Here is a 25231-nt window from a genome sequence, read left to right as displayed (position 1 = left end):
TGGGGTGCGATGGCAGAGGGCTCAGCGGGCGGCCGTCTGCAGCGTGGCGGTATCGTCCTGCCAGCCGCCGCCCAGGGCCTTCATCAGGGCGACGCGGGTGTCGAGTTGGCGCGCGCTCAGGTCCACGGCCAGGCGGCGCTGGGCCAGCACCTGGCTCTCGGTGCTCAGCACCACGAGGTAGGTGCCCAGGCCGGCGCGGTAACGCTCTTGCGCGAACTGGTAGGCCTTTTCGGCGCCAGCGGCGGCCTCGGCCTGCTGCGCCTGCTGGCGCTCCAGCGAGTGCAGCGAGGCCAGGGCGTCGCCGGCCTCGCGTGCCGCGTCGAGCACCACGCCGTTGTACTGGGCGATGGCCGCGTCCAGCTCGGCCTGCCGCCCGCCCAATTGGGCGCGCAGGCGCCCGCCGTCAAACAGGGGCAGGCGCAGCGCGGGCGCCACGCCGAGCTGGCGCGAACCGGCGTTGAACAGCCGGTCCAGCCCCAGCGCGTTCAGGCCCACGAAGGCGGTGAGGTTGACGTTGGGGTAGAACTCGCTGCGCGCCACGGCCACGCCCTGGGTGGCGGCTTCGATGCGCCAGCGCGCGGCCACCACGTCGGGGCGGCGGCCCAGCAGGTCGGCGCCCAGCTCGCCCGGCACGGCCGGGGGCTGCAGCGCGGCGAGCCGGGGCGTGAGCGCGGCCAGCGCGCCCGGCGCCTGGCCGCTGAGCACGGCAAGCTGGCGGCGCGCCAGTGTGATCTGCTCGTCCAGCGCCTCGATCTGCGTGCGCGCGTCGGGCACGGCGGATTGGGATTGGGTCAGCTCCACCTGGCTGTCCAGCCCCGCGCCCACGCGCTGGCGCGTCAGGCCCAGTTGCTCCTGGCGCTGCGCCAGCGCGCGCTCGGCCACCTCGCGCTGGGCCACCAGGCGCGCCAGCCCCACATAGCCGCGCGCTACCTGGGCGGCCAGCAGGTTGGCTGCTGCGGCGGCATCGGCCTGGGCCGCGCGCGCCTGGCCCAGGGCGGCTTCAAGTTCAGCCGCGTGCTGGCCAAAGAAGTCGGGCGCCCAGGCCAGCGTGGCTTGCAGGTTGCCCGTGGAATAGCTGTTGCCCGCCACGGGCGCGGGCACCAGGCCGTGCGCCGTGTAGTGCTGGCGGGACAGGTCCGCGCCCAGCGTGGCCTGCGGGCCGTTGGCGGCCTCGCGCACCTGGCTCAGCGCCACGGCCTGGGCCAGCCGCGCGCGGCCCACGGCCAGGCTGGGGCTGCCCTGCAGCGCCTGGGCTACCAGGGCATCGAGCTGGCGGTCGCCCAGCGCGCTCCACCACTGCGCGGCGGCGGGCTGCGAGGCGGCATCGGGCAGGCCGGCGGCATGGGCTGTGGAGGCGGCCAGCGGCGTGTGCGCTGGGCCGGGGCTGGCGCAGGCCACCAGCAGCAGGGCCGTGGCCAGCGCGCCGGCCAGGGGGAGCAGGCGGCGCGTGCCGGCGAAGGAAGGAAAGGAGGAGGGCGTCATGGGCGGTGCGTGAAACGGGGGGTGAATCAGGGGTTTTGCGCCTGCTGCTGGCGCCGGGCCTCGCCGTTGGCCAGCATGCGGCGCAGCAGGTGCAGCAGTTGCTGCCATTCCTCGTGCGTGAAGTCGCTCAGGTGGCCGTTCAGCACCTCGGCCAGCACGGGCGGCACCTGCGCCGCCACGGCCTGCCCCTCGGGCGTAAGGGCCAGTTGCACCACGCGCCGGTCGGTGGTGGAGCGCTCGCGCGCCACCAGGCCCTTGGCCTCCAGCCGGTCGAGCACGCGCGTCATGGCCGCCGGATCGGTCTCCAGGTCGCGCGCCAGCCCGGCCACCGTGGGCGCGGTGGTGCACAGCGACAGCTTGAACAGCGGCAGCCACTGTGCGTAGGTCATGTCGTGCGTGGAGAGCTGCGCATCGGCCTGCGTGCGGATGGACGACATCACCTTGCGCATGAGGTAGCCCACGCTTTCCTCGGGCACGAGGCGGGTGGTGTCGTAGAACTGCGGGGGGGCGGTCGGCTGGGGTGTGTCTGGCATGGGCCGTAATTTAATTGACTAGACAATGATTGTCTTTGCAATTAGTGAATAGGCCTGCTTTTGCGCAGGGGCATTGGATGGGAGGGGAAGCAAAGTCAGCTATGTAAAAGATAGCTGGTAGCGCTTGTTAGGTGGGCGCTAAAGGCCGATTTGTGCCTGAATACTGGCGAGCCAGAGACATTTCCAGCACCGCAAGGCCTGTGGCTGCAACATGGTGGCTGCGCAATGCATAGATGCATTAATTGATGCAAAATGGCATCAAAATTGATGAATTGGAGCGCCCCATGCGAACCACCGTGACCATCGACGACACCCTCTACGAAGAAGCACTGCAGGTGGCCGAGCCCGGCATGGACAAGGCCGACCTGATCCGTGAGGCCATCAAGACCTATGTGCGCGTGCAGGCCGCCAAGCGCCTCGCATCCCTGGGCGCCGCCATGCCCGACATGGCGGACGTTTCCCGGCGCCAGGAAGCCGGGGCGCAGTGATGCGGGTGCTGGTCGATACCTCCGTGTGGGTCGATCACTTCCGCCAGGGCAGCCTGCCGCTGGTGGGCCTGCTGGAGCGGGACGCGGTGATGATCCACCCCATGGTTCTGGGCGAATTGGCGTGCGGCACGCCGCCATCCCGAACGCAAACCCTGGCGGATCTGCAGCGCCTGCAACCCGCCCAACAGGCCAGCATCCGCGAGGTGATGGCGTTCGTGGAGCATGAGCAGCTTTTTGGGCTGGGCTGCGGGCTGGTGGACTTGTCGCTCCTTGCCTCCACGTTGATGACGCCCGGTGCCAGTCTTTGGACCCTGGACAAGCGCCTCGCCACCCTGGCCGAGCGCTTTGGGGTCGCGCACCGGCCTGCGGTGCATTAGCTTTTCAGCGTTCCGGCGCGGGCCGGGGTGTGAGCGTGTATTCCGGGTGCTGCCCTGTCAGCAGCAGGAACATGGCGAACACCGGCCCCTGCATATTGCGCTCGTCCGTCGTGCTCTCCAGCGCCTGCCAGGTGCGCGACTGCACGCCGCCCCGGCTACCGGTCTGCAGCGGGTAACCCATCAGCTCGGCGGCCTGCGCCTGGCTGAGGCCGGCAGCCACGCGCGCGGCCTTGAGTTGGTCGCCGGTGGGGGTGGGCATGGCCAGGGTGAGGGGGGTGGTGGTCATGGCGGGTGGTGAGTGGTACCGGCTGGGATGGTAGCGCAGAGGCCGCGTATTCATGGGCACTTGACGTGCGGCGCGTTTCGGTCAGAAGCAATCGGCTGTTTCTGGTCGAAGCTGCCGTCAATATTTAGAACGCCTGGAGGTTTCAGGGGAAATTCTTTCCATATTGCGTCCCAAACTGCAGAGAAACGATCGAGTTCGGAAGATTGGCTAAAACCAGCGGGATGGTAGACCTGAACTTTATGTCGATTGCCGTCCACCCGAATGTCTATTGCGTACATGGGTGCATGAATAGGGATCAGCGCGGGTTGAATTTTTCTTGGGAGATCATTGAACTGGTGTATTTGCGCCTCAGTGAGTAATTTTAACAAAATATCGGGATCAAGGAGAAATTCACCTCTGAGGGTTCCAAAGGATTTTTTGTAGGAATGGCGAAAATATGTAATCCCTGTTCGGGTTATATGAACGCTCCAGTCTTCACTGCCATGAGCAATTAGTGAGGCCTCGATCTCCACCTCTGGTTTAGCTGGATGATCCGAATGAGCATGGTCGGCTAGCGCGCTCTTGGTGAAGAGGGTTAGGGCCAGAACTAAGATAAGTCGAATATTCATGCGCACGATTTCTAACGAATGAAAGGGACTTCCCCGTCCCGAGTGATCCGCGCATTTGCGGGGTACGGCATCAAAGTGCCACGATGGGAGTGCGATCTCTCATCAATTCACTCGTTTTGTGGAAGGGAAAGTCCATGTCTGCCATTATCTCCATCAGAATCTATCTAGCCAAGAACGTCTTTGCTGTTCACGGCGTAGATGCCACAGGCGAGAGCGCACTGATACGCCCAAGCGTGGCGCGCCCCAAATTGCTCGAACTCATGGCCACGCCGTGAGGATTATGTAGGAGCACCCCTTGATTTCAAGCGGTCCGACTGCGTGTGTGTCTGCTGCCCAATCACCCCACATACTTCTTCTCCAACCCATCCCAAACCCCCTTACCCACCAGCCGCTGCCTTTCCGCAAACGGCGTCACCAGCGCCGGGTCTTCATCAATCCGCTGCATTTCCCGTAACTGCGTCAGCGTGCGCTGCATGCCCGCCAGCGCGCCTTGCAGGGCGGCGTTGGCGTACAGCACCAGGCCATAGCCGAGCTGGCCCAGTTCCTGGGCGCTGGTGATGGGGGTTTTGCCGCCGATGACCATGTTCATGAGCTGGGGTGTGCCCAGGCGCTGGGGCAGGGCGCGGACGTGCTCCAGCTCGGTCACGGCCTCGACGAACAGCAGGTCTGCCCCCGCCTCGGCGTAGGCTTGGGCGCGCTCCACGGCGGCGTTGAAGCCGTGCACGGCGGCGGCGTCGGTGCGGGCCATGATGAGCAGGTCCTTGTCACGCCGGGCGTCGCAGGCGGCCTTGATCTTGCCGATCATTTCGCTGGCTTCCACCACGTCCTTGCCGGCGAAGTGGCCGCAGCGTTTGGGGCTGACCTGGTCTTCAAGCTGGATGCAATCGGCACCCGCGCGCTCCAGGGTGCGCACCGCGTGGTAGGTGTTGAGCGCGTTGCCAAAGCCGGTGTCGGCGTCCACGATCAGGGGCAGGTCCACGGCGTCGCGGATGCGGGCGGTGTGGTCTGCGATGTCGGTGAGGCCCATGAAGGCCTGGTCAGGCAGGCCGAACCACATGTTGGTCACGCCCGCGCCGGTGACGTAGAGGGCCTCGAAGCCCAGGTCGGCCACCACGCGGGCGGAGAGGGCGTTGAACGCGCCGGGCACGATGACGCCCCGGCGGGCATGGGCCAGGGCCTTGAGTTGTTGCTTGGTGTTCATGGCTGGTTTGCTATTGGTTTGGTAGCTTATGGCGCTTGCTGCATAAGCGCTGGAGGCTGATTTGGCTTAAAAACTGTCGGCGGGAACGCGCACCCAGCCTTCCATGAGGATGCGGGCGCTGCGGCTCATCAAGGCCTTCGTCACTTGCCACTGGCCGCCCACCTGCGCGGCCTCGGCGCCCACGCGCAGGGTGCCCGAGGGGTGGCCGAACACCACGGCGTTGCGCGTGCCGCCGCCGGCCGCGCGGTTGACCAGCGTGCCGGGGATGGCGGCGGCGGTGCCAATGGCCACGGCCGCCGTGCCCATCATGGCGTGGTGCAGCTGGCCCATGGAGAGGGCGCGCACCAGCAGGTCGATGTCCTCGGCCTCGATGTGCTTGCCGCTGGACGCGGTGTAGCTGATGGGAGGGGCCACGAAGGCTATTTTTGGCGTGTGCTGGCGCTGGGCGGCTTCCGCCACGTCGCGGATCAGGCCCATCTTCACGGCGCCGTGCGCGCGGATGGCCTCGAAGCGCGCCAGGGCCTGCGCGTCGCCGTTGATGGCGCCCTGTAGCTCGGTGCCGGTATAGCCCAGGTCCGCCGCGTTGAGGAAGATGGTGGGAATGCCGGCGTTGATGAGCGTGGCCTGGAAGCGGCCGACGCCGGGCACGTCGAGTTCATCCACCACGTTGCCGGTGGGGAACATGGCGCCACCGTCCCCCTCGTCGGCCGGGGCGATGAACTCCAGCGGCACCTCGGCGGCGGGGAAGGCCACGCCGTCGAGCGCGAATTCGCCCGCCTCCTGCACCTGCCCGCCCACGATGGGCACATGGGCCACGATGGTCTTGCCAATGTTGGCCTGCCAGATGCGCACCGCCACGCTGCCCTGGCGCGGGATGCGCGCCGGGTCCACCAGCCCCAGGTGGATGGCGCAGGGCCCCACGGCGGCCGAGAGGTTGCCGCAGTTGCCGCTCCAGTCCACGAAGGGGCGGTCGATGGCGACCTGGCCGAAGAGGTAATCCACATCGTGCCCGGGCCGCGTGCTGCGGCCCAGGATGACGGCCTTGCTGGTGCTGGACGAGGCGTTGCCCAGCCCGTCGATCTGCTTGCCATACGGGTCGGGGCTGCCCAGCACGCGCAGCAGCAGCGCGTCGCGCGCGGGGCTGGGGTGGCGCGCGGCCTCGGGCAGGTCGGGCAGGTGGAAGAACACGCCCTTGCTGGTGCCGCCGCGCATGTAGAGGGCGGGGATCTTGGTTTGCGGTGCCATGGTTTACTTCAGTTTTGATAGCTGATGGCGCTTGCTGGTCGGGCGCTATCGGCCGATTTGGCCAAAAAATCCTGGGCAAAGCGCTGCAGCACGCCGCCCGCTTCGTACACCGAGGCTTCCTCGGCGGTGTCGAGCCGGCATTGCACGGGCACCTGCAGCACCTCGCCGTTCTTGCGGCGCACGACAAGGGTGAGCACGGCGCGCGGCTGCAGCGTGCCCGCCACGTCGTAGGTCTCGGTGCCGTCGAGCTGCAGCGTGTGGCGCGTGGTGCCGGGCTGGAATTCGAGCGGCAGCACGCCCATGCCGATGAGGTTGGTGCGGTGGATGCGCTCGAAGCCCTCGGCCACCACCACCTCCACGCCCGCCAGGCGCACGCCCTTGGCGGCCCAGTCGCGGCTGGAGCCCTGGCCGTAGTCGGCGCCGGCCACGACGATGAGCGGCTGCCTGCGCTGCAGGTAGGTTTCGATGGCCTCCCACATGCGCACCACGCGGCCCTCGGGCTCCACACGGGCCAGCGAGCCCTTGCGCACCTGGCCGTCGACCACGGCCATTTCGTTCACCAGCTGCGGGTTGGCGAAGGTGGCGCGCATGGCGGTCAGGTGGTCGCCCCGGTGCGTGGCGTAGGAATTGAAGTCTTCCTCGGGCACGCCCATGCGCGCCAGATACTCGCCCGCCGCGCTGTCGGCCAGGATGGCGTTGGAGGGCGAGAGGTGGTCGGTGGTGATGTTGTCGGGCAGGATCGCCAGCGGGCGCAGGCCCTTGAGCGTGCGCGGGTGGGCGGCGAGGGCACCCACGCCCTCGGTGTCCCAGTAGGGCGGGCGGCGGATGTAGGTGGACTGCGCGCGCCAGGCGTATTGCGGGCTCACGCGCTGGCCGTCGTCGCGCCGCAGGGTGAACATGGGCTCGTACACGGCGCGGTACTGCGCGGGCTGCACGGCGGCCCGCACCACGGCGTCGATGTCGGCGTCGCTCGGCCAGAGGTCTTGCAGGCGGATGGCGCGGCCATCGACCATGGCGAGCACGTCGTTCTCGATGTCGAAGCGCACCGTGCCCGCCAGCGCATAGGCCACCACCAGCGGCGGCGAGGCCAGGAACGCCTGCTTGGCATACGGGTGGATGCGCCCGTCGAAGTTGCGGTTGCCCGAGAGCACGGCGGTGGCGTACAGGTCGCGGTCGATGATCTCCTGCTGGATGGCGGGGTCGAGCGCGCCGCTCATGCCGTTGCAGGTGGTGCAGGCAAAGCCCACGATGCCGAAGCCCAGCGCCTCCAGGTCGCCCAGCAGGCCGGCCTCCTGCAGGTACAGCTCCACGGCCTTGGAGCCGGGGGCGAGCGAGGTTTTGACCCAGGGCTTGCGCGTCAGGCCCAGGCGGCGGGCGTTGCGCGCCAGCAGGGCGGCGGCGATCACGTTGCGCGGGTTGCTGGTGTTGGTGCAGCTCGTGATGGCGGCGATGACCACGGCGCCGTCGGGCATCGTGCCTTCGCCGGGCGCGGGCATGGCCCACGGGCCGGCGATGCCCTTGGCCGCCAGCTCGCGCGTGGCCACGCGGGCGTGCGGGTTGGAGGGGCCGGCCAGGTTGCGCTCCACGCGGGACAGGTCGAATTCGAGCGTGCGCTCGTACACGGCATCCTGCAGGCTGTCGGCCCACAGGCCCGCCTGGCGGGCGTAGGTTTCGACCAGGCGCACCTGTTCGGCGGCGCGGCCGGTGAGGCGCAGGTAGTCCAGCGTTTGTTCGTCGATGGCGAACAGCGCGGCCGTGGCGCCGTATTCGGGCGCCATGTTCGAGATGGTGGCGCGGTCGCCAATGGTGAGTTTGGCCGCGCCCTCGCCATGGAATTCGAGGTAGGCGCCCACCACCTTGGATTTGCGCAGGAATTCGGTGAGCGCCAGCACCACGTCGGTGGCGGTGATGCCGTCCTGGCGCTGGCCGGTGAGCCTCACGCCCACGATCTCGGGCAGGCGCATCCACGAGGCACGGCCCAGCATCACGTTCTCGGCCTCCAGGCCGCCCACGCCGATGGCGATGACGCCCAGCGCGTCGACGTGCGGCGTGTGGCTGTCGGTGCCCACGCAGGTGTCGGGGTAGGCCAGGCCATCCTGCACCTGCACCACGGGCGACATTTTTTCCAGGTTGATCTGGTGCATGATGCCGTTGCCCGCCGGGATCACCTCCACGTTGGCGAAGGCCTTCTTCGTCCACTCAATGAAGTGGAAGCGGTCCTCGTTGCGGCGGTCCTCGATGGCGCGGTTCTTGGCGAAGGCATCGGGGTCGAAGCCGCCGCACTCCACGGCCAGCGAGTGGTCCACGATGAGCTGCACCGGCACCACGGGGTTCACCTGGGCCGGGTCGCCGCCCTCGGCCGCGATGGCGTCGCGCAGGCCGGCCAGGTCCACCAGGGCGGTCTGGCCCAGGATGTCGTGGCAGACCACGCGCGCCGGGTACCAGGGAAAGTCGCGCTCGCGGCGGCGTTCGATGAGCTGGCGCAGGCAGTCCACGATGGTGGCCGGGTCGGCCTTGCGCACGATGTTCTCGGCGTGCACGCGCGCGGTGTAGGGCATCTCGGCCCAGGCGCCGGGGCGCAGGTGCTCGACGGCGGCGCGGGCGTCCACATAGTCCAGCGCGGTGCCGGGCAGGTTCTTGCGGTAGAGGGTGTTCATGGCGTGGGGCGCTGCAAGGGGTTACGTGCGGTTCTCGATGGGCACGAAGGCCAGGTCGTCGGGGCCGGTGTAGTGGGCGCTGGGGCGGATGATCTTGTTGTCGATGCGCTGCTCGATGGTGTGCGCGGCCCAGCCGCTGGTGCGCGCGATGACGAACAGCGGCGTGAACATGGCCGTGGGCACCCGCATCATGTGGTAGCTCACGGCGCTGAACCAGTCGAGGTTGGGGAACATTTTCTTGGTTTCCCACATCACGGCTTCCAGCCGTTCGGCGATGTCGTACATCTTGGTGCTGCCCGCTTCCTCGGACAACTGGCGCGCGACGCGCTTGATGACCACGTTGCGCGGGTCGCTCACGGTGTAGACGGGGTGGCCGAAGCCGATCACCACTTCCTTGGCTTCCACGCGGCGGCGGATGTCGGCCTCGGCGTCGTCGGGGTTGTCGTAGCGCTTTTGCACCTCGAAAGCCACCTCGTTCGCGCCGCCATGCTTGGGGCCGCGCAGCGCGCCAATGGCGCCGGCGATGCTGGAATACATATCGCTGCCGGTGCCGGCGATCACCCGGGCGGTGAAGGTGCTGGCGTTGAACTCGTGCTCGGCATAGAGGTTCAGCGAGGTGTGCATGGCGCGCTCCCAGGCGGCGCTGGGCTTCTGGCCGTGCAGCAGGTGCAGGAAGTGCGCGCCGATGGAGTCGTCGTCGGTCTCCACCGCGATGCGCTTGCCCTGCGTGCTCCAGTGGTACCAGTAAAGCAGCATGGAGCCCAGGCTGGCCAGCAGGCGGTCGGCGATGTCGCGCGCGCCGGGGATGTTGTGGTCGTCCTTCTCGGGCAGCACGCAGCCCAGGGCCGAGACGCCGGTGCGCATCACGTCCATGGGGTGGCTGCTGGCGGGGAGCTTCTCCAGCGCGTCCTTCACGCTGGCGGGCAGGCCGCGCAGGGCCTTGAGCTTGGCCTTGTAGGCCTGGAGTTCGGCGCGCGTGGGCAGCTTGCCGTGCACCAGCAGGTGGGCGATCTCCTCGAACTCGCAGACCTCGGCCATGTCCAGGATGTCGTAGCCCCGGTAATGCAGGTCGTTGCCCGTCTTGCCGACGGTGCACAGCGCCGTGTTGCCGGCGGTCACGCCCGAGAGGGCGACGGATTTCTTGGCCTTGGGGACGGGGGTGGCGGTTTCGCTCATGGCGTTGTTCTCCTTGCAAAAAGTGTTTGTGCAGCCGCGTGGTCCGGTGCATGATTCGCAATGTACGCAAACGCTTCTCCCAAGGTAAGCACTGAATTGGCGAAGGTTTGCGAAGAATAAAAGTGCAAATTGCGAATGTTGCGAATAACCAGGAGACTTCCATGCGCAAGACCTTCATGGGCGTGCAGCTGCGCCGCCTGCGCGAGGAACGCGGGCTCACGCAGGTGGCGCTGGCGCGCACGCTGGGCCTGTCGGCCAGCTACCTGAACCAGATCGAGCAGAACCAGCGCCCGCTGACGGTGCCCGTGCTGCTCAAGATCAGCGCCGCGCTGGGCGTGGACGTGCAGCGCTTCTCCGACGACGAGGAGGCGCGCCTGATCGCCGGCCTGAACGACGTGCTGGCCGACCAGCCGCCCGATGGCGCGGGGCAGGCGCCGGTGTCGCTGGCCGAAATCCGCGAGCTGGCCGCCAGCATGCCCGCCGTGGCGCGCACCCTCATCGGCCTGCATGGGCGCTACCAGCAGGCGCTGGAGCGGCTCGATGCGCTGGCCGCCCCCTGGGACGGCGAACGCGCGGGCCAGGACGGCGCGGCGCCGCCGCCCATGGCCTACGAGGAGGTGCGCGACTATTTCTTCGCGCACCACAACCACATGGCCGAGCTGGATGCCGCCGCCGAGCACTGCGCCGCGCAGTGGGGCATGGAGCCGCGCCGCGCCGAAAGCGTGCTGCTGCAGCGGCTGGAGCAGCAGCACGGCGTGCGCGTGGTCACGCCGGGGCCCGATTTGCCGGTGCTCGAAGGCGGCACGCTGCGCCTGTTCGACGCGGCGTCCAGCGTGCTCTATTTGTCCGACCGGCTGGAGGGCGGGCAGCGCAACTTCCACATGGCCACGCAACTGGCCTTCCTGGAGATGGAGCCCGTGCTGCGGCGCCTGGCGCAGGACGCGCGCCTGTCGAGCCGCGAGGCGCGGCAACTCGCGCGCATCGGCCTGGCCAACTACTTCGCCGGTGCGCTGCTCATGCCTTATGCGGCCTTCCTGCAGGCGGCCGAGGAGGAGGGCTACGACATCGAGCGCCTGGGCCAGCGCTTTGGCGTGGGCTTCGAGGCGGTGTGCCACCGGCTGTCGATGCTGCAGCGGCCGCAGGCGCGCGGCATTCCGTTCATCTTTATCCGCGTGGACCGGGCGGGCAACATCTCCAAGCGCCAGTCGGCCACGCATTTCCACTTCTCGCGCATCGGCGGCACCTGCCCGTTGTGGAACGTGTACGAGGCCTTCGCCCAGCCCGGCCGCATCGCCACGCAGCTGGCGCGCATGCCCGATGGGCGCACCTACCTGTGGGTGGCGCGCACCGTGCAGCACGGCGGCGGCGCCTGGGGCGCGCCGGGCAAGCTGCACGCCGTGGCGCTGGGCTGCGACATCGAGCACGCGCCGCGCTGGGTGTATTCCAAGGGGCTGAACCTGGCGGACCCGGCCGCCGCCGTGCCCATCGGCATGGGCTGCAAGGTGTGCGAGCGCGCGAGCTGCCCGCAGCGCGCCTTCCCGCCCGTGGGCCGCGCGCTGGAGGTGGACGAGCGGCGCAGCACGCTGGCGCCGTACCCGGTGCAGCAGCGGGCGCTATCGAATCAGTAGCTGGTGGCGCTTTCTGAATGGGCGTTTTAGCCTGATTTGATGCATAGATCCGGGGTCAGGCCGTCATGAACCCAAGATCAGCGGAGCCGAAATTGCCCAGGCGCGGCAGCACCAGCGGCAAATCGCTGGCGGGCACGCCGAACCAGCGCGCCATGGTGGCGGCGTACTGCTCCACGGCCACGGCGGGCAGCAGGCGGCCCTGGCCCACGTCGTCCGGGCCGTTGTTGGCGGGCACCGGGGCCGCGCCGTAGAGGCGCCCGCCCTGCACCGCGCCGCCCAGCACGAGCTGGGCCGAGCCCCAGCCGTGGTCGGAGCCGTCGTTGTTGCTCACCAGAGTGCGGCCGAAGTCGGTGGCGGTGAAGCTGGTGACCTGCTGCGCCACGCCCAGCACCTCGGTGGCGCGGTGGAAGGCGGCGAGGGCGTCGCCCACGCTGGCGAGCAGCCCGGGGTGCGTGGCGAGCTGCCGGTCGTGCGTGTCGAAGCCGCCGATGGCCACGAAGAACACCTGGCGCCGCACGCCGAGCTGCTGGCGCGCCGCGATCATGCGCGACACCAGCCCGAGCTGGTCGGCCAGCCGGTTGCCGGTGGGGAAGGGCGCGGGCAGCGGCGTGGCCGCCAGCGCGCTGGTGACCTGTTCGCCCGCCTGGATGCTGCGCTGCGCCACCTGCGCGTGCGCCTGGGCGAGCCAGTGGCTGGAGGGCGCCGTCATGAGCTGGCGCAGCGCCTGCGAGGCGGCGGCCGAGCCGAACAGCGGGCTCTTGATGCCGTTGACCGGCACCGCGCCGCTGGTCGTCACCTGGTAGGGGATGGCCACGTCGCCCGCGAGGAACACCGCGTTGCCCGCCACGTTGATGCAGGTGAAGGTGGAGGTGCCGTTGCCCGAGGCGAACAGGTCGCCCATGCGCCCACCCCAGCCGCTGGTGGCGCCCTCGGCCGACGATGCTTGCCAGTACGACTGCTGGTCGTTGTGCGAGAACAGCTTGGGCGGCAGCGGCACCGAGCGCGCCTGGTACTGTACTTTGGTGGTGGGCTGTACCAGCGTGCCCACGTTGTGCACCACGGCCAGCCGGCCCTGCTGGAACAGGGGCCGCAGGCCGGTGGCCAGCGTGGGCGCGAGGGCGAACTGGCGCCCGTCGGGGCTGCCGCCCAAAGGTTCGAGCGCGCCCGCCGCCAGCGCCTCGCGCGTGAAGGCGATGTTGCTGCGCAGGCCCTGGTAGAGCGCATGGTGCGTGGTGTCGTAGGGCACCACGGTGTTCCAGCTGTCGTTGCCGCCCTGCAGGAAGACGCAGACCAGGGCCTTGTAGTCGGTGGCGCTCTGCGCGGCGGCGTCGCCGATGGACGAGAGCGCCAGCGCCCAGGGCGCGGCGCTGGCGGCCAGCGAGAGGGCGCCGGAGCGGCGCAGGAAGGCGCGGCGCGAGGCGTTGTTGGGAGCGATGTTGTCGGGGGCGTGCATGGCCGGCCTCATTTCTGGACGATGTATTCGGGCGACGCCAGCACCAGCAGCAGCGTGGCCTGGATGCGGTTCTGAAGATCGGTGTCGGTCTTGGCGGGCATGGACTGCACGGCGGTGGCGATCACGGCCTGGGTGGCGGCCGGCATCTGCCCGGCCGCCAGCACCAGGGCCACCTCGGCCACCAGGGCCGGGGCGTTGGATGCCAGCGGGTGCAGGCTGCCGTAGTCGGGCCGCAGGTCGCCCACATTCTTGGCGGCCACGGCGCGCTGCATGAAGTTCACATAGCCCGCCACGGTGGATTCGTTGGTGAGCTGGAACTCGGGCCCCACCAGGCCCTGGGTCGCCAGCGCAGTCTGGGGCGGCACGTAGCCGGGGCGGAAGAAGTTGAACACCGAAAGCGAGCGCAGCGGGCTCTGGCCCAGGCGCGAGCCGGGGTCCGAAAGGTCGCCAATGTCCCAGATGCCGCCCGCCGAGGTGGCCCTGTAGGCGCGCGCCCAGTGCACGAAGCGCTGCACCGGCTCGCGCAGCTTGCCCCAGGCGGGGTTTTGCAGGCGGGCCGGGTCGTGCGCTTCGGGGTCGAGCAGGATGGCGCGCACCACGGCGCGCAGGTCGCCGCGCACGCCCTGGCCGTTGTTGGCGAACACGGCGGCCACGCGGCCCACGTAGGCGGGGCTGGGGTTGCTGGTCACGAGCCGCTGGATGAGCTGACGCCCCACGAAGGGCGGTACGTTGGGGTGGGCGAACAGCGCATCGAGCGCCATGCGCAGCGCGGTGCGTGCGTCGGTGCCGTCGGGGATGGTGGTGCCCAGGAACTGCTTGGGCCCGGTTTCGTAACGCCCGGCCACCTGCACCATGGGGCGGCACATCTGCTCGGGCGGGTAGGGCTTGGTCATGCCGGCGGTTTCGAGGTCCCAGCCGGTGAATACACGCGCCAGGCCGCTCACGTCCTCGGCGCGGTAGGTTTCCACCGGCTGGCCGTTGCGCAGCACGGGCGTGCCGTCGGGCTGGAGCTGCACCAGGCCGATGGTGAAAAGCTGCATCAGCTCGCGCGCATAGTTCTCGTCGGGCTGGCTGCCGGTCTTGGGGTTGGCCTTGGCGTTGCCCCGGAAGGTGAGGTAGTAGCCCATGGCCGGGGTCAGCGTCACGGCTTCGAGCAACTGGCGGTAGTTGCCGAAGGCGTGCGCCTGCAGGATGTCAAGGTAGTACGCCAGGGCGAACTGGCGCCAGGCGCTGTCCACGCCCAGCACCGACACCACGCAGATCTCCGACAGCGCGAACACCACGCGCTGGCGCAGGGCGTCCTCGCCGCCGATGAAGGCGCGCCAGACGGTGTTGTCCAGTCCGCGCTGGCTGAAGCGAAATTCCTCGGCGCCGTAGCCCTGGGCCATCAACCAGTCGACATGGCTGGAGGTGGCGGGCTTGGCGAACTGCTCGGCCAGCCAGTCGTCCAGGCTGCGCTGCGACAGCGCCTGGATGTCGGCGCGCGTGGCGCCCAACGTGGCCTGGCCCATGAAGCGCGCGGTGTCCTCGGGGCTGCGCGTGGCGGGCAGGCCGGATTGCGGGTCGGTGGTGTCCGCCCCGCCGCCTCCGCCGCAGGCCGCCAGGGCCAGCGTGCCGGCCAGCGCCAGGGCCGGCGTCTGCCAACCGTCCTGGGGCTCGGCCGGGGGGGAAGGATCGAGGGTTCGCGCGGGGTTGTCTGCCAGTGCAAGGGTGGTCACGGTGTGGGTTCCGGCAAAAAAGGTCGGCAAAGTCTGACACAGGCGCATGGTTTATTCGGGGGCCGATACCGTGTCTTGCGGTTTGTTGCGAACTCTTACAGGCGCCACGGGTCGTGATGCGGGAGGCGGGGCTCGGGTAACATCGGCGCCTTGTCGGCGGGCCGCATCCATGCAGGGGCGGCCTGGTGGCGTTTCGACCGGCCCTGGCCCCCGCCAGCGGCGCTGGTGTATCAGGGTGATCCGTGCGTCTCAACTCCATCAAACTCTCCGGCTTCAAGTCGTTCGCCGAGCCGACCAACTTCATGCTGCCAGGGCAACTGGTGGGCGTGGTGGGGCCCAATGGCTGCGGCAAGTCCAACATCATGGATGCGGTGCGCTGGGTGCTGGGCGAGAGCAAGGCGAGCGAGCTGCGTGGCGAGTCCATGCAGGACGTGATCTTCAACGGCACCACTTCGCGCAAGCCCGCCAGCCGCTCCAGCGTGGAGCTGGTGTTTGACAACCAGGACCACCGCGCGGGCGGCCAGTGGAACCAGTTCACCGAGATCGCCGTCAAGCGCGTGCTGACGCGTGACGGCAACAGCAGCTACTACATCAACAACCAGCCGGTGCGCCGGCGCGACGTGCAGGACGTGTTCCTGGGCACGGGCCTGGGGCCGCGCGCCTACGCCATCATCGGCCAGGGCACCATCAGCCGCATCATCGAGTCGCGCCCCGAGGAACTGCGCCTGTTCCTGGAGGAAGCGGCGGGCGTGTCCAAATACAAGGAACGCCGGCGCGAGACCGAAAACCGCCTGCACGACACGCGCGAGAACCTCACGCGCGTGGAAGACATCCTGCGCGAACTCAACGCCAACCTCGAAAAGCTCGAAAAACAGGCCGAGGTGGCCGCGCGCTACAACCTGCTGCAGCAGGACGTGACGCTCAAGCAGCACCAGCAGTGGTTTTTGAAGCGTGCCGACGCCGAGGCCGACCAGACCAAGGTGCGCATGGAAGGCCTGCAGGCCGTGAACGACCTTGAAGCCCGCATGGCCGACCTGCGCCATGTCGAATCCGAGCTGGAGACCGTGCGCCAGGCCCACTACGCCGCGGGCGATCAGGTGAACCAGGCCCAGGGCCGGCTCTACGAGGCCACGGCCGAGGTGGGGCGGCTGGAGGCAGAGATCCGCTACGTGATCGAGGGGCGCCAGCGCGTGGAGCAGCGCCTCGTCACCCTGGCCGAGCAGATCGCCCAGTGGCAGGCCCGCCGCGAGGATGCCGAGGCCGAGCTGGAAGGCCTGGCCGGCGCGGGCGTGGACGCCGAGGAAAAGGCCGAACTGCTCGCCGCCCAGGTGGAAGAGCAGGCCATGCGCCTGCCCGACCTCGAAGAAGCCCTGCGCCAGAGCCAGGCCCAGGCCGACGCCCAGCGCGGCGCCGTGGCCCAGGTGCAGCAGCAGATCCAGGTGCTAGCCGCCGAGCAGCGCAGCATCGACGAACAAAGCCGCCAGGCAGAGGCCCGCTTTGAGCGCCTGCGCGCCGACCGCAACGCCCTGGCCGCGCCCGACGAGGCGCGCCTGGCCAACCTGCGCGGCCAGCTCGACGAGGCCCAGGAGGCGCAGGAACTCGCCGCCGCCCGCCTGGAAGAACTGCAGGAGGCTGTGCCCCGCCTCGACGACGAGCGGCGCGCGCGCCAGCAGGCCGTGAATGACGAGAGCGCGCGCCAGGCCGACCTGTCGGCGCGCATGGAGGCCCTCAAGGCCCTGCAGGAAAAGGTCAAGACCGACGGCAAGCTGCGCCCCTGGCTCGCCAAGCACGGCCTCGACGGCCTGGCCGGCCTGTGGAGCCGCATCCACATCGAAACCGGTTGGGAAAACGCGCTGGAAGCCGCGCTGCGCGAGCGCATGGGCGCGCTCGAAGTGGGGCGCCTGGACATGGTGCGCGGCTTCCTGGGCAGCGCCGGGGGCGATGCGCCGCCGGCCAAGCTGGCCTTCTTCACCCCGCCCGCCGCCGCCCTGCCCGTGGCGGGTGCCAAGCTGCCGCGCCTGGCCGACCTGCTGCGCATCAACGACACCGGCCTGAGCGCCGTGCTGAGTGACTGGCTGACCGGCTGCTACACCGCGCCCTCGCTCGACGAGGCCCTGGCCAAGCGCGACCAGCTCCAGGCCGGCGAGGCCATCTACTGCCCCGGCGGCCACGCCGTCACCGCGCACAGCGTGGGCTTTTACGCGCAGGATTCCGAGCAATCGGGCCTGCTGGCCCGCGCGCAGGAGATCGAGCACCTCGACAAGGAGCTGCGCGCCCAGGCCCTCATCGCCGAAGAGTCGCGCTCGGCGCTGGTGCGCGCTGAATCCCAGTACGCCGACGCCGCCCAGCGCCTGACCGGCGTGCGCCGCGAAGCCAGCGAGGCCCAGGGTCGCGCGCACGAGCTGCAGGTGGAGCACCTGCGTCTGGCGCAGTTGGTGGAGCAGACGCGCGCACGCAGCGCCCAGATCGGCGCCGACCTCGCCGAGGTCGAGGCCCAGCTGGCCGACCTGCAGGAGCGCCGCGTGACCGCCGAGGCGCGTTTCGAGGAACTCGACATGCAACTGGCCGACAGCCAGGAGCGCCACGCCCAGCTCGGCGACCGCGTGATCGAGGCCGAGCGCAAGCTGGCCGAAAGCCGCGAGCAGCAGCGCAGCCTGGAACGCCAGGCGCAGGAGGCCACGTTCTCGCAGCGCAGCCTGGAGGCGCGTCGCGCCGAACTCTCGCGCACCCTGGCCACGGCCGACCAGCAGGCCCAGGCCCTGCAGGACGAACGCCAGCGCGCCCAGGGCGAGCTGGAGCGCCTGTCCGACGCCGCAGCCCAGGGCGGCCTGCAGGACGTGCTGGCGCTGAAGATGGAGCGCGAGAAGGAACTCGCCGCGCAGCGCAGCCAGTACGACGACCTCACCGCGCGCCTGCGTGGCAGCGACGAGCGGCGCATGCAGCTCGAACGCGCCATGGACCCGCTGCGCCAGCGCATCACCGAGCTGCAGCTCAAGGAACAGGCCGCGCGCCTGGGCCTGGAGCAATACACCACGCTCTTGCAGGACGCCCAGGCCGACCTGGAGGCCGTGGCCCAGTCCGTGGCCGACGGCGGCGTGCGCCTGTCGGGCCTGCAGGGCGAGATCGACCGCCTGCACCGCGAGATCCAGGCCCTGGGCGCGGTGAACCTCGCCGCGCTGGAGGAACTGGGCATCGCGCGCGAGCGCAAGACCTTCCTCGATGCGCAAACCGCCGACCTCACCGAGGCCATGACCACGCTGGAAGACGCCATCCGCAAGATCGACGCCGAAACGCGCGACCTGCTCTCGGGCACCTTCGACGCCGTCAACCAGCACTTCGGGCGCATGTTCCCCGAGCTGTTTGGCGGTGGCCAGGCGCGGCTCATCATCACCGGCGACGAAATCCTCGACTCCGGCGTGCAGGTCATGGCCCAGCCGCCGGGCAAGAAGAACCAGACCATCCACCTGCTTTCGGGCGGCGAGAAGGCGCTCACCGCCATCGCGCTGGTGTTCGCCATCTTCCAGCTCAACCCTGCGCCATTCTGCCTGCTGGACGAAGTGGACGCGCCGCTGGACGACGCCAACACCGAGCGCTATGCCAAGCTGGTCACCAGCATGAGCAAGCAGGGCACCCAGTTCCTGTTCATCAGCCACAACAAGATCGCCATGGAAATGGCCGAGCAACTGATCGGCGTGACCATGCAGGAGCAGGGCGTCTCGCGCATCGTGGCGGTGGACATGGAGTCTGCCCTCTCCATGGCCGATGCATGAGATGGGACACCCCCCTGAGTCGCTTCGCGCCTTCCCCCCGCTCTCGCCTCGCTGCGCGACGCGGGCAGGGGGACGCCGCCAGCGCGGCGGGGCGGCCCTTGCGCGGCGGCCCTGGCCTGGGGCGCGCCAGTTTCATGCGTCGCGGGTGGCGTGACGCTCCATGAGACACTGATTCCCCTATTCTTTTCGACCCATGAGCACCCTGCAAATCAGCCTCGCCGTCATCGGCGCCTTGCTGCTGGCCCTGATCGTGGCCTACAACGCCTGGACCACGCACCGCAACACGCCGCGCAAGGCGCTGCCGCCCGAGGGCGACCGCAAGGCCGAACCCGCGCAGCGCCACGAGCCCGCGCTGGACGACGACATCCCCGCCGTGCCCGCCAGCGCGGTGCATGGCCTGGACCACGGGCCCGACCCGGCCATCCATGGCGTCGATATCGACGATGCCCTCGACCTGCCCGCGCCGCCGCCGCTGGCGCACGACCGCTGGCCCGTGCTCGACCCGCTGATCGACGCCATCGCCCCCCTCGTGCCCGAGCAGTCCGTGCCGGGCGAGGCCGCGCTGGCCGCGCTGCCGCCCACGCGCCGCGCCGGCAGCAAGCCCTTCGCCATCGAAGGCTTCAACGAGGCCACGCAGCAGTGGGAAACCCCGGCCCCGGGCCAGCGCTACCGGGCCTTTCAGGCCGGCGTGCAACTGGCCAACCGCCTGGGCGCGCTCAACGAGATCGAGTTCTCTGAATTCGTCGTCAAGGCGCAGGCCTTCGCCGACGCCATCAACGCCGCGCCCGAGTTTCCCGAAATGCTGCAGGAGGTGGCCCGCGCGCGCGAGCTGGACCAGTTCGCCAGCGAGCACGACGCGCAGCTCGCCTTCCTGCTGCGCGCCCGCCACGCCGCCTGGAGCCCCGGCTACGTGCAGCAGAACGCCGCGCGCCTGGGCTTCGTGCCCGGCGCCATTCCGGGCCGCCTGGTGCTGCCCTCGGACGGGCCGGGCCGCATGCCCGTGCTGGTGCTGGCCTTCGACACCCAGGCCGCGCTGTCGGACGACCCCGAGCAGTCCGCCATCCGCGAACTGTCGCTGAGCCTGGACGTGGCCCAGGTGGACCGCGCCGAGCAGCCCTTCGCCCGCCTGCGCGACGTGGCCGCAGTGCTGTGCAAGGCCATGGACGGCCTGCTGTGCGACCAGAACGGCCAGCCCCTGCCCGCCATGGCCATGGACCCCATCGCCGCCGATCTGGAGCAGCTCTACGACCAGCTCGACGGCCGCGACCTTTCCGCCGGCTCGCCGCAGGCCCGCAGGCTCTTCAGTTGACGGGGCCTGCCGCCCATGACTGAAAACTTGGAGCTTTTTCCGCCTCCAGCGCCCGATGGACGGGCGCAAGCAGCTATCGAAATTGAAGCGCTGCGCGAGCAGCTCAACCGCTGGGCGCACGAGTATTACGTGCAGGACGCCCCCAGCGTGCCCGACGCGGAATACGACCGCGCCTACCAGCGCCTGCAGGCGCTGGAGGCCGAACACCCCGATTGGGTCACCCCCGATTCGCCCACGCAGCGCGTGATCGGCGCCGTGATGGACGGCCTAGCCCCCGTGCGGCACGCCGTGCCCATGCTCAGCATCCGCACCGAAACCGACACCGAGGCCAGCGGCGCCGAGGCGTTCGATGCGCGCATCCGGCGCGAACTCAAGCTCACGCCGGAGGACCCGCCGGTCGAATACATCGTCGAGCCCAAGTTCGACGGCCTGGCCATGAGCCTGCGCTACGAACACGGCAAGCTGGTGCAGGCCGCCACGCGCGGCGACGGCGAGGTGGGCGAAGACGTCACGCACAACATCCGCACCATCCGCCAGATTCCCCTCGCGCTGCCGGCCGATGCGCCGCCCGTGCTGGAGGTGCGCGGTGAGGTCTACATGGCCCGCGCCGATTTCGACGCCCTCAACGAGCGCCAGCGCGCCCAGGGCGGCAAGACCTTCGTCAACCCGCGCAACGCGGCGGCGGGTGCCGTGCGCCAGCTCGACTCGGGCATTGCCGCGCAGCGGCCGCTGTCGTTCTTCGCCTACGGGCTGGGCGAGGTGCAAGGCGTGCAGTTCGCCACGCACCACGAGGTGCTGCAATGCCTAAAATCATGGGGTTTTCCGGTCGCGGAGCAAGCGGGTATTGCGCAAGGCGCTTCTGAATTGATAGCGTTTCACCAGCGCATCGGCGCCGCGCGCGATGCGCTGCCCTACGACATCGACGGCGTGGTCTACAAGGTCAACAGCCTGGCGCTGCAAAAGCAGCTGGGCTTCGTCACGCGCGAGCCGCGCTGGGCCGTGGCGCACAAGTACCCGGCGCAGGAGATGGCCACGCGCATCGAGGGCATCGACGTGCAGGTGGGCCGCACCGGCAAGCTCACGCCCGTGGCGCGGCTGGCGCCGGTGTTCGTGGGCGGCGTCACCGTCACCAACGCCACGCTGCACAACCTGTTCGAGATCCGCAAGAAGGGCGTGCGCGTGGGTGATACCGCCATCGTGCGCCGTGCGGGCGATGTGATTCCCGAGGTCGTAGGCGTGGTGCCAGGCCAGCGCAGCGGCTATGTGCCCAACTTCCAAATGCCCAAGGCCTGCCCGGTCTGCGGCAGCGCCGTGGTGCGCGAGAAGGGCGAGGCCAACCACCGCTGCACTGGCGGCCTGTTCTGCCCGGCGCAGCGCAAGGAGGCCATCCTGCACTTCGCCGCGCGCCGCGCCATGGACATCGAGGGCCTGGGCGACAAGCTGGTGGACCAGCTCGTGGACCAGGGCGTGATCCGCACGCTGCCCGACCTGTACCGCATGGGCCTCATGGCGCTCATCGCGCTGGAGCGCATGGCCGAGAAATCGGCCCAGAACGTGCTGGCCGCGCTGGAAAAGTCCAAGCAGACCACGCTGCCGCGCTTTCTGTTCGGCCTGGGCATCCGCCACGTGGGCGAGGCCACGGCCAAGGACCTGGCGCGCCACTTCGGCGGGCTCGACGCCATCATGGACGCCAGCGTGGAGCAGCTCCTGCAGGTCAACGACGTGGGCCCCGTGGTGGCCGAGGCCATCCACACCTTCTTCGCCCAGCCGCACAACCGCGAGGTGGTCGAGCAACTGCGCGCCTGCGGCGTCACCTGGGAAGAGGGCGCCCCGGCCGAGCGCGCCACGCTGCCGCTGGCCGGCAAGACGGTGGTGCTCACCGGCACGCTGCCCACGTTGAGCCGCGATGCCGCCAAGGACATGCTGGAGGCCGCGGGCGCCAAGGTGGCCGGCTCGGTGAGCAAGAAGACCCACTACGTCGTGGCGGGCGAGGAGGCCGGCAGCAAGCTGGCCAAGGCGCAGGAGCTGGGCGTGCCCGTGCTCGACGAGGCCGGCATGCTGGCCCTGCTGGCCGCACCGGCACCCACGGAGCCGCAAGCATGAACCGCAAACCCGTCATCGGCCTGGCCCTGGGCAGCGGCTCGGCGCGCGGTTGGGCGCACATCGGCGTGATCCGCGCGCTGCAGCAGGCGGGCATCAAGCCCGACCTGGTGTGCGGCGCGTCGATTGGCGCCGTGGTGGGCGCGGCCTACGCGCTGGGCGAGCTGGACCGCTTCGAGCATTGGGCGCGCGGCCTGACCGGGCGCACGATGTTCTCGTTCATGGACTTCAAGCTCGCGGGCGGCATGCTCAAGGGCGAGCGGGTGATCGAGTTCTTCCGCAGCCGCTTCTCCGACCGCCCCATCGAGGCGCTGGACATTCCCTTCGCCGCCGTGGCCACGGGCCTGCATTCGGGCAGCGAGGTGTGGCTGCGCACCGGCTCCACCGCCGACGCAGTGCGCGCATCGATGGCCTTGCCCGGCCTGTTCACGCCCGCCCAGCGCGAAGGCCGTCTGCTGGTCGATGGCGGGCTGGTCAACCCCGTGCCCGTGTCCCTGGCGCGCGCCATGGGGGCCGACATCGTGATCGCCGTGGACCTGAACGCCGACATCCTGGGCCGCCACCTGCGCAAGCCCGGCGCCAACGGCGCGGCCAAGCCGCCCGCCGAGGCACCGGAGGACGATGAGGACACCGCCGGCTGGCTGGATCGCCTCCAGGACGGCTTTGCATCCCTGCTGCCCACCCCCGACCCGGCCCGCGTGCCCACGCCATCGCTGCTGGAAGTGGTGCTGGCCAGCGTCAACATCATGCAGGTGCGCATCACCCGCAGCCGCATGGCCGGCGACCCGCCCGAGGTGGTGATCGCCCCGCAACTGGCCCACCTGGGCCTGATGGACTTCTACCGCGCCGAAGAGGCCATTGCCGAGGGGCAGCGGGCGGCGGAGAAGACGCTGCCGTTTTTGCAGCAGTTGGGGTTGGGGTCGGTGTAGGCTGTTCTGTCTTTACTCACGCGGTGCGCGTTGCGCGCCCGTGTCTTTTGGACGATGAGATGGCTGGACGTCTCGTGCCGCAAGACAACTTACTTCCAGTTGAGATTCAGCTTCCGGTGCGAGGCCGCACAGTCTCGCAGGTACAAATTGATGAGGCTCCGATACGGAATGCCAACGTCTTCAAAAATGGTACTTGAAGTACGTGATGGACTCTTCATCGAGCCGAATGGTGATTTGCTTCTTGAGTTGCGCTGCATAGGGATTCTTTCTTGCAGCGGAGAAGTCGTACTCTTTGCGCATGTGGCACCTCTACGGATAAAACCTGGATTCTTGGGTTGTTGCCTTGCGAGCAGAGATAAAGCGAATGATGTTGCCTTCGTCCCGATAGCAATGACAAACGACAAACAACCGGAGTGAGTTGCTTAAATATTGCATCCCGGACGATCATAGGTTCGATTTTCAATAGCATTCAGGCAGGCGCATCAATGCGTTAAATTGCATTATTTTTTTGCGATATATTCACGTTTAATCGAGAGTGTTTCACCATCACTCGTTTCAAGGAATGCGTCGATAAAAACGATTTTTTGTGCGGCATTGTCGGCATTTAATGGAACGACAACCTTTAAACTTCTTTCTTGCTTGGTGCCAGGGAGAACGACGATGTCAGATATTCTTCTTTCATATGATCTGATTTTCTTTTCCGAATCTGCTGTGGTCATGTCGATCGTGGTTTTTATTATTTTTTCTGTGTTATTTTCTATTTTAAAAGGAATTGTTAATAAATCAGATTTTCTCTGAGATTCAGCTATCTCTATATTTATTTTTTCGCTATCAAATGCTTCGAATAGTTTTGGAGATGTTCTTCTGTAGTATTCTGGAACAATCCATTGCTTTGGCGGCTTGATGGCGGAATTTGCGCTTTCTGATGCCATAGAAATTGGCGAAAACTGAGGTGCTTTTAAAGAAGAATTCAGCCCCAAGTAGCCTGCGTACAGAGCCAATGGAAAACCAATGAAGAATGCCACTAAACCTATCCTTTGTGGTCCGGTTGGTGATACGTCTTCCACCTTAGAAACCACGATTCCTTTGGTTTCTTTTGATGTTGTTTGATTGATGTCGTCTGCCTTAAATACGCCACCCTCAACAATTAATAGTGTTGTGACTTCATCGGAGGGGGCTATCCTGCTTATTTTGATTCTGTTTTTTTCTACTGCAACATCCTGACTATTTGCGCCAAGCATTTCATAAGACATCGTGGGGCTTAGCGTTACATCAATCGACTCTTCTGTTTTAAAGCTTCGATTAAATACAGATATCTCAACCAGTTGGCCGCGTTCTGTAATCTGGGAATAGGAGAAGGTTCTTGGAACCAAAACTACTAGACGGGGTTTTCTTATCCAGCCAAGAAGGGCGGCGACAACAAGACCGCCTAGGACTGTCAGTAGTAATGATAGAGGATTTAGGTTCATACGGTCATCGTGAAAAATCAGCAGCCTTACGTTTTACGGAGTAGCGTATTAAATGTGGGTCCAATGCTCGTGTCAACAGGCGGCTGTTAGCGAAAATGGTAGCTATGCTGTTGAACAACCAGTTAGGCCAGACCGCAGCGCATGATGATTTGAACTATTAAGGATTTGCAATTGACCAAGCTTTTGTTTGCTTAATCGTTTCGAACATGGCCGCATGTGAACGCTTGGCCAAGCCGGCATAGTAGCTAACGCCGGCTTTTACCTTTGCAGTAAGATGAACGGTATTGCGTTTCGTGCGAATGCCATTAAGTTGGCCCGACAGTTTGCTATCGATAATACCTGACTCATGTGCGACTATGATTCTCCATTCGAAGGTTGTGTGCACGACAGTTTTCTCTGGGTTTGCCTCGTCCCAGATTAATGGTGTTGCCCCACGAGCGTGCTTGGATTGCCACCTTTGTCCTTGAAGCTTTTTTTTGCGATAAGCCTGAACAATTAGGTCAGCAAGCAAGGCTTCCGCAACCGATGCATAGTCAATTATCTGTGCGCGTACATGTGCAAACTGCTCTTGATTGTTTGCAAGGAGAGCCAACCCTAGTTTGTAAAGCCAACGCGCTCCGTAAAGAGTTTCGGCTAAGGCTGTTTTCATGGCTGGGTCCGCTACATGAGCGAACTCTTCTGCTTCAAGTGCAGCCACATCCTTGATGTCATTTTTTGCGAAGTTCGCCATCGCATCAATGATTGCTTGCCCGAACTGTTCCTGAATTACTTTGTTTGACATATGTCTTTCCGCGTACGTGGA

The 25231-nt window shown here is 67.3% G+C and carries 19 protein-coding genes and 1 pseudogene; 8 read left to right on the top strand and 12 right to left on the bottom strand.

Features of this window, described 5'->3' with window-relative positions:
- Positions 1-21: 21 nt before the first annotated feature.
- Together D8S75_RS10890 and D8S75_RS10885 are read right to left on the bottom strand one after the other, a co-directional pair.
- Positions 22-1482: an efflux transporter outer membrane subunit gene (locus tag D8S75_RS10890; protein ID WP_119966350.1), complete on the bottom strand. Its 1461-nt coding sequence runs from the start codon at positions 1480-1482 to the stop codon at positions 22-24.
- Positions 1483-1508: 26 nt separating this feature from the next.
- A complete protein-coding gene (locus tag D8S75_RS10885; RefSeq protein ID WP_119966349.1) occupies positions 1509-2015 on the bottom strand; it encodes a MarR family winged helix-turn-helix transcriptional regulator in 507 nt (168 codons plus the stop codon).
- 284 nt (positions 2016-2299) lie between these two features.
- Here D8S75_RS10885 and D8S75_RS10880 point away from each other — a divergent pair, with 284 nt between their 5' ends.
- Together D8S75_RS10880 and D8S75_RS10875 are read left to right on the top strand one after the other, a co-directional pair.
- Positions 2300-2503 carry a type II toxin-antitoxin system VapB family antitoxin gene (locus tag D8S75_RS10880; protein ID WP_119966415.1) on the top strand — a complete coding sequence of 68 codons (204 nt, stop codon included), beginning with the start codon at positions 2300-2302 and terminating at the stop codon, positions 2501-2503.
- Positions 2503-2880 carry a type II toxin-antitoxin system VapC family toxin gene (locus D8S75_RS10875; RefSeq protein WP_119966348.1) on the top strand — a complete coding sequence of 126 codons (378 nt, stop codon included), beginning with the start codon at positions 2503-2505 and terminating at the stop codon, positions 2878-2880. Before D8S75_RS10880 ends, D8S75_RS10875 begins: the two co-directional genes overlap by 1 nt.
- A 4-nt stretch (positions 2881-2884) precedes the next feature.
- On the opposite strand, the gene D8S75_RS10870 is transcribed toward D8S75_RS10875, so the two are convergent.
- Together D8S75_RS10870 and D8S75_RS17465 are read right to left on the bottom strand one after the other, a co-directional pair.
- Positions 2885-3166 carry a helix-turn-helix domain-containing protein gene (locus D8S75_RS10870; protein ID WP_119966347.1) on the bottom strand — a complete coding sequence of 94 codons (282 nt, stop codon included), beginning with the start codon at positions 3164-3166 and terminating at the stop codon, positions 2885-2887.
- A 50-nt stretch (positions 3167-3216) separates the two neighbouring features.
- Entirely contained in the window at positions 3217-3774 is a 558-nt protein-coding gene (locus tag D8S75_RS17465) for a hypothetical protein (RefSeq protein WP_157982635.1), read from the bottom strand.
- A gap of 134 nt (positions 3775-3908) precedes the next feature.
- Here D8S75_RS17465 and D8S75_RS10865 point away from each other — a divergent pair.
- Positions 3909-4043: pseudogene (locus tag D8S75_RS10865) on the top strand (IS110 family transposase); the annotation flags it as partial.
- 68 nt (positions 4044-4111) lie between these two features.
- On the opposite strand, the gene D8S75_RS10860 reads toward D8S75_RS10865, so the two are convergent.
- From D8S75_RS10860 to prpC, 4 genes are all read right to left on the bottom strand, one after another.
- The gene (locus D8S75_RS10860) at positions 4112-4975 is read right to left on the bottom strand and encodes an isocitrate lyase/PEP mutase family protein (protein WP_119966346.1); all 864 of its coding nucleotides are present in this window, start codon (positions 4973-4975) and stop codon (positions 4112-4114) included.
- A 66-nt stretch (positions 4976-5041) separates the two neighbouring features.
- On the bottom strand, positions 5042-6220 hold the full coding sequence (gene prpF, locus D8S75_RS10855; RefSeq protein ID WP_119966345.1) for a 2-methylaconitate cis-trans isomerase PrpF: 1179 nt from the start codon (positions 6218-6220) through the stop codon (positions 5042-5044).
- Positions 6221-6228: 8 nt separating this feature from the next.
- Positions 6229-8877, bottom strand: coding sequence for a Fe/S-dependent 2-methylisocitrate dehydratase AcnD (gene acnD / locus D8S75_RS10850; protein ID WP_119966344.1), 2649 nt, complete (start codon positions 8875-8877; stop codon positions 6229-6231).
- Positions 8878-8898: 21 nt separating this feature from the next.
- Positions 8899-10053: a bifunctional 2-methylcitrate synthase/citrate synthase gene (prpC, locus tag D8S75_RS10845; protein ID WP_119966343.1), complete on the bottom strand. Its 1155-nt coding sequence runs from the start codon at positions 10051-10053 to the stop codon at positions 8899-8901.
- A gap of 161 nt (positions 10054-10214) precedes the next feature.
- Between prpC and D8S75_RS10840 the strand changes: the two genes are divergently transcribed.
- Positions 10215-11681: a short-chain fatty acyl-CoA regulator family protein gene (locus D8S75_RS10840; protein ID WP_119966342.1), complete on the top strand. Its 1467-nt coding sequence runs from the start codon at positions 10215-10217 to the stop codon at positions 11679-11681.
- Positions 11682-11736: 55 nt separating this feature from the next.
- Here D8S75_RS10840 and D8S75_RS10835 read toward each other — a convergent pair whose 3' ends face one another.
- Positions 11737-13134, bottom strand: coding sequence for a DUF1501 domain-containing protein (locus D8S75_RS10835; RefSeq protein WP_119966341.1), 1398 nt, complete (start codon positions 13132-13134; stop codon positions 11737-11739).
- Positions 13135-13142: 8 nt separating this feature from the next.
- Positions 13143-14852: a DUF1800 domain-containing protein gene (locus tag D8S75_RS10830; RefSeq protein ID WP_232829015.1), complete on the bottom strand. Its 1710-nt coding sequence runs from the start codon at positions 14850-14852 to the stop codon at positions 13143-13145.
- A 242-nt stretch (positions 14853-15094) separates the two neighbouring features.
- On the opposite strand from D8S75_RS10830, the gene smc reads away from it, so the two are divergent.
- The 4 genes from smc to rssA all read left to right on the top strand — a co-directional run bounded on the left by smc (position 15095) and on the right by rssA (position 22960).
- Entirely contained in the window at positions 15095-18622 is a 3528-nt protein-coding gene (gene smc, locus D8S75_RS10825) for a chromosome segregation protein SMC (protein ID WP_119966340.1), read from the top strand.
- Positions 18623-18815: 193 nt separating this feature from the next.
- Positions 18816-19931, top strand: a complete 1116-nt coding sequence (locus D8S75_RS10820; RefSeq protein ID WP_119966339.1) for a cell division protein FtsZ — start codon at positions 18816-18818, stop codon at positions 19929-19931.
- 15 nt (positions 19932-19946) lie between these two features.
- A complete protein-coding gene (gene ligA / locus D8S75_RS10815; protein WP_119966338.1) occupies positions 19947-22034 on the top strand; it encodes an NAD-dependent DNA ligase LigA in 2088 nt (695 codons plus the stop codon).
- Complete coding sequence (gene rssA, locus D8S75_RS10810) at positions 22031-22960, top strand: patatin-like phospholipase RssA (protein WP_119966337.1); 930 nt, start codon at positions 22031-22033, stop codon at positions 22958-22960. Before ligA ends, rssA begins: the two co-directional genes overlap by 4 nt.
- 500 nt (positions 22961-23460) lie before the next feature.
- Here rssA and D8S75_RS17460 read toward each other — a convergent pair whose 3' ends face one another.
- Positions 23461-24429 (bottom strand): hypothetical protein, encoded by a 969-nt coding sequence (locus D8S75_RS17460; RefSeq protein WP_157982634.1) that lies wholly within the window; start codon positions 24427-24429, stop codon positions 23461-23463.
- A gap of 157 nt (positions 24430-24586) precedes the next feature.
- Positions 24587-25210, bottom strand: a complete 624-nt coding sequence (locus tag D8S75_RS17455; protein WP_157982633.1) for a hypothetical protein — start codon at positions 25208-25210, stop codon at positions 24587-24589.
- Between the last annotated feature and the right edge of the window lie 21 nt (positions 25211-25231).

The sequence above is a fragment of the Simplicispira lacusdiani genome (assembly GCF_003604195.1).
Taxonomy (GTDB): domain Bacteria; phylum Pseudomonadota; class Gammaproteobacteria; order Burkholderiales; family Burkholderiaceae_C; genus Simplicispira; species Simplicispira lacusdiani.
The sequence above is the reverse complement of the archived record's forward strand: the minus strand, read 5'-3'. Positions and strand labels throughout refer to the sequence as shown.

Coding starts and splice junctions, on each gene's coding strand:
- D8S75_RS10890 (WP_119966350.1), bottom strand. CDS start 1,482: ATGACGCCCTCCTCCTTTCCTTCCTTCGCCGGCACGCGCCGCCTGCTC.
- D8S75_RS10885 (WP_119966349.1), bottom strand. CDS start 2,015: ATGCCAGACACACCCCAGCCGACCGCCCCCCCGCAGTTCTACGACACC.
- D8S75_RS10880 (WP_119966415.1), top strand. CDS start 2,300: ATGCGAACCACCGTGACCATCGACGACACCCTCTACGAAGAAGCACTG.
- D8S75_RS10875 (WP_119966348.1), top strand. CDS start 2,503: ATGCGGGTGCTGGTCGATACCTCCGTGTGGGTCGATCACTTCCGCCAG.
- D8S75_RS10870 (WP_119966347.1), bottom strand. CDS start 3,166: ATGACCACCACCCCCCTCACCCTGGCCATGCCCACCCCCACCGGCGAC.
- D8S75_RS17465 (WP_157982635.1), bottom strand. CDS start 3,774: ATGAATATTCGACTTATCTTAGTTCTGGCCCTAACCCTCTTCACCAAG.
- D8S75_RS10860 (WP_119966346.1), bottom strand. CDS start 4,975: ATGAACACCAAGCAACAACTCAAGGCCCTGGCCCATGCCCGCCGGGGC.
- prpF (WP_119966345.1), bottom strand. CDS start 6,220: ATGGCACCGCAAACCAAGATCCCCGCCCTCTACATGCGCGGCGGCACC.
- acnD (WP_119966344.1), bottom strand. CDS start 8,877: ATGAACACCCTCTACCGCAAGAACCTGCCCGGCACCGCGCTGGACTAT.
- prpC (WP_119966343.1), bottom strand. CDS start 10,053: ATGAGCGAAACCGCCACCCCCGTCCCCAAGGCCAAGAAATCCGTCGCC.
- D8S75_RS10840 (WP_119966342.1), top strand. CDS start 10,215: ATGCGCAAGACCTTCATGGGCGTGCAGCTGCGCCGCCTGCGCGAGGAA.
- D8S75_RS10835 (WP_119966341.1), bottom strand. CDS start 13,134: ATGCACGCCCCCGACAACATCGCTCCCAACAACGCCTCGCGCCGCGCC.
- D8S75_RS10820 (WP_119966339.1), top strand. CDS start 18,816: ATGAGCACCCTGCAAATCAGCCTCGCCGTCATCGGCGCCTTGCTGCTG.
- ligA (WP_119966338.1), top strand. CDS start 19,947: ATGACTGAAAACTTGGAGCTTTTTCCGCCTCCAGCGCCCGATGGACGG.
- rssA (WP_119966337.1), top strand. CDS start 22,031: ATGAACCGCAAACCCGTCATCGGCCTGGCCCTGGGCAGCGGCTCGGCG.
- D8S75_RS17460 (WP_157982634.1), bottom strand. CDS start 24,429: ATGAACCTAAATCCTCTATCATTACTACTGACAGTCCTAGGCGGTCTT.
- D8S75_RS17455 (WP_157982633.1), bottom strand. CDS start 25,210: ATGTCAAACAAAGTAATTCAGGAACAGTTCGGGCAAGCAATCATTGAT.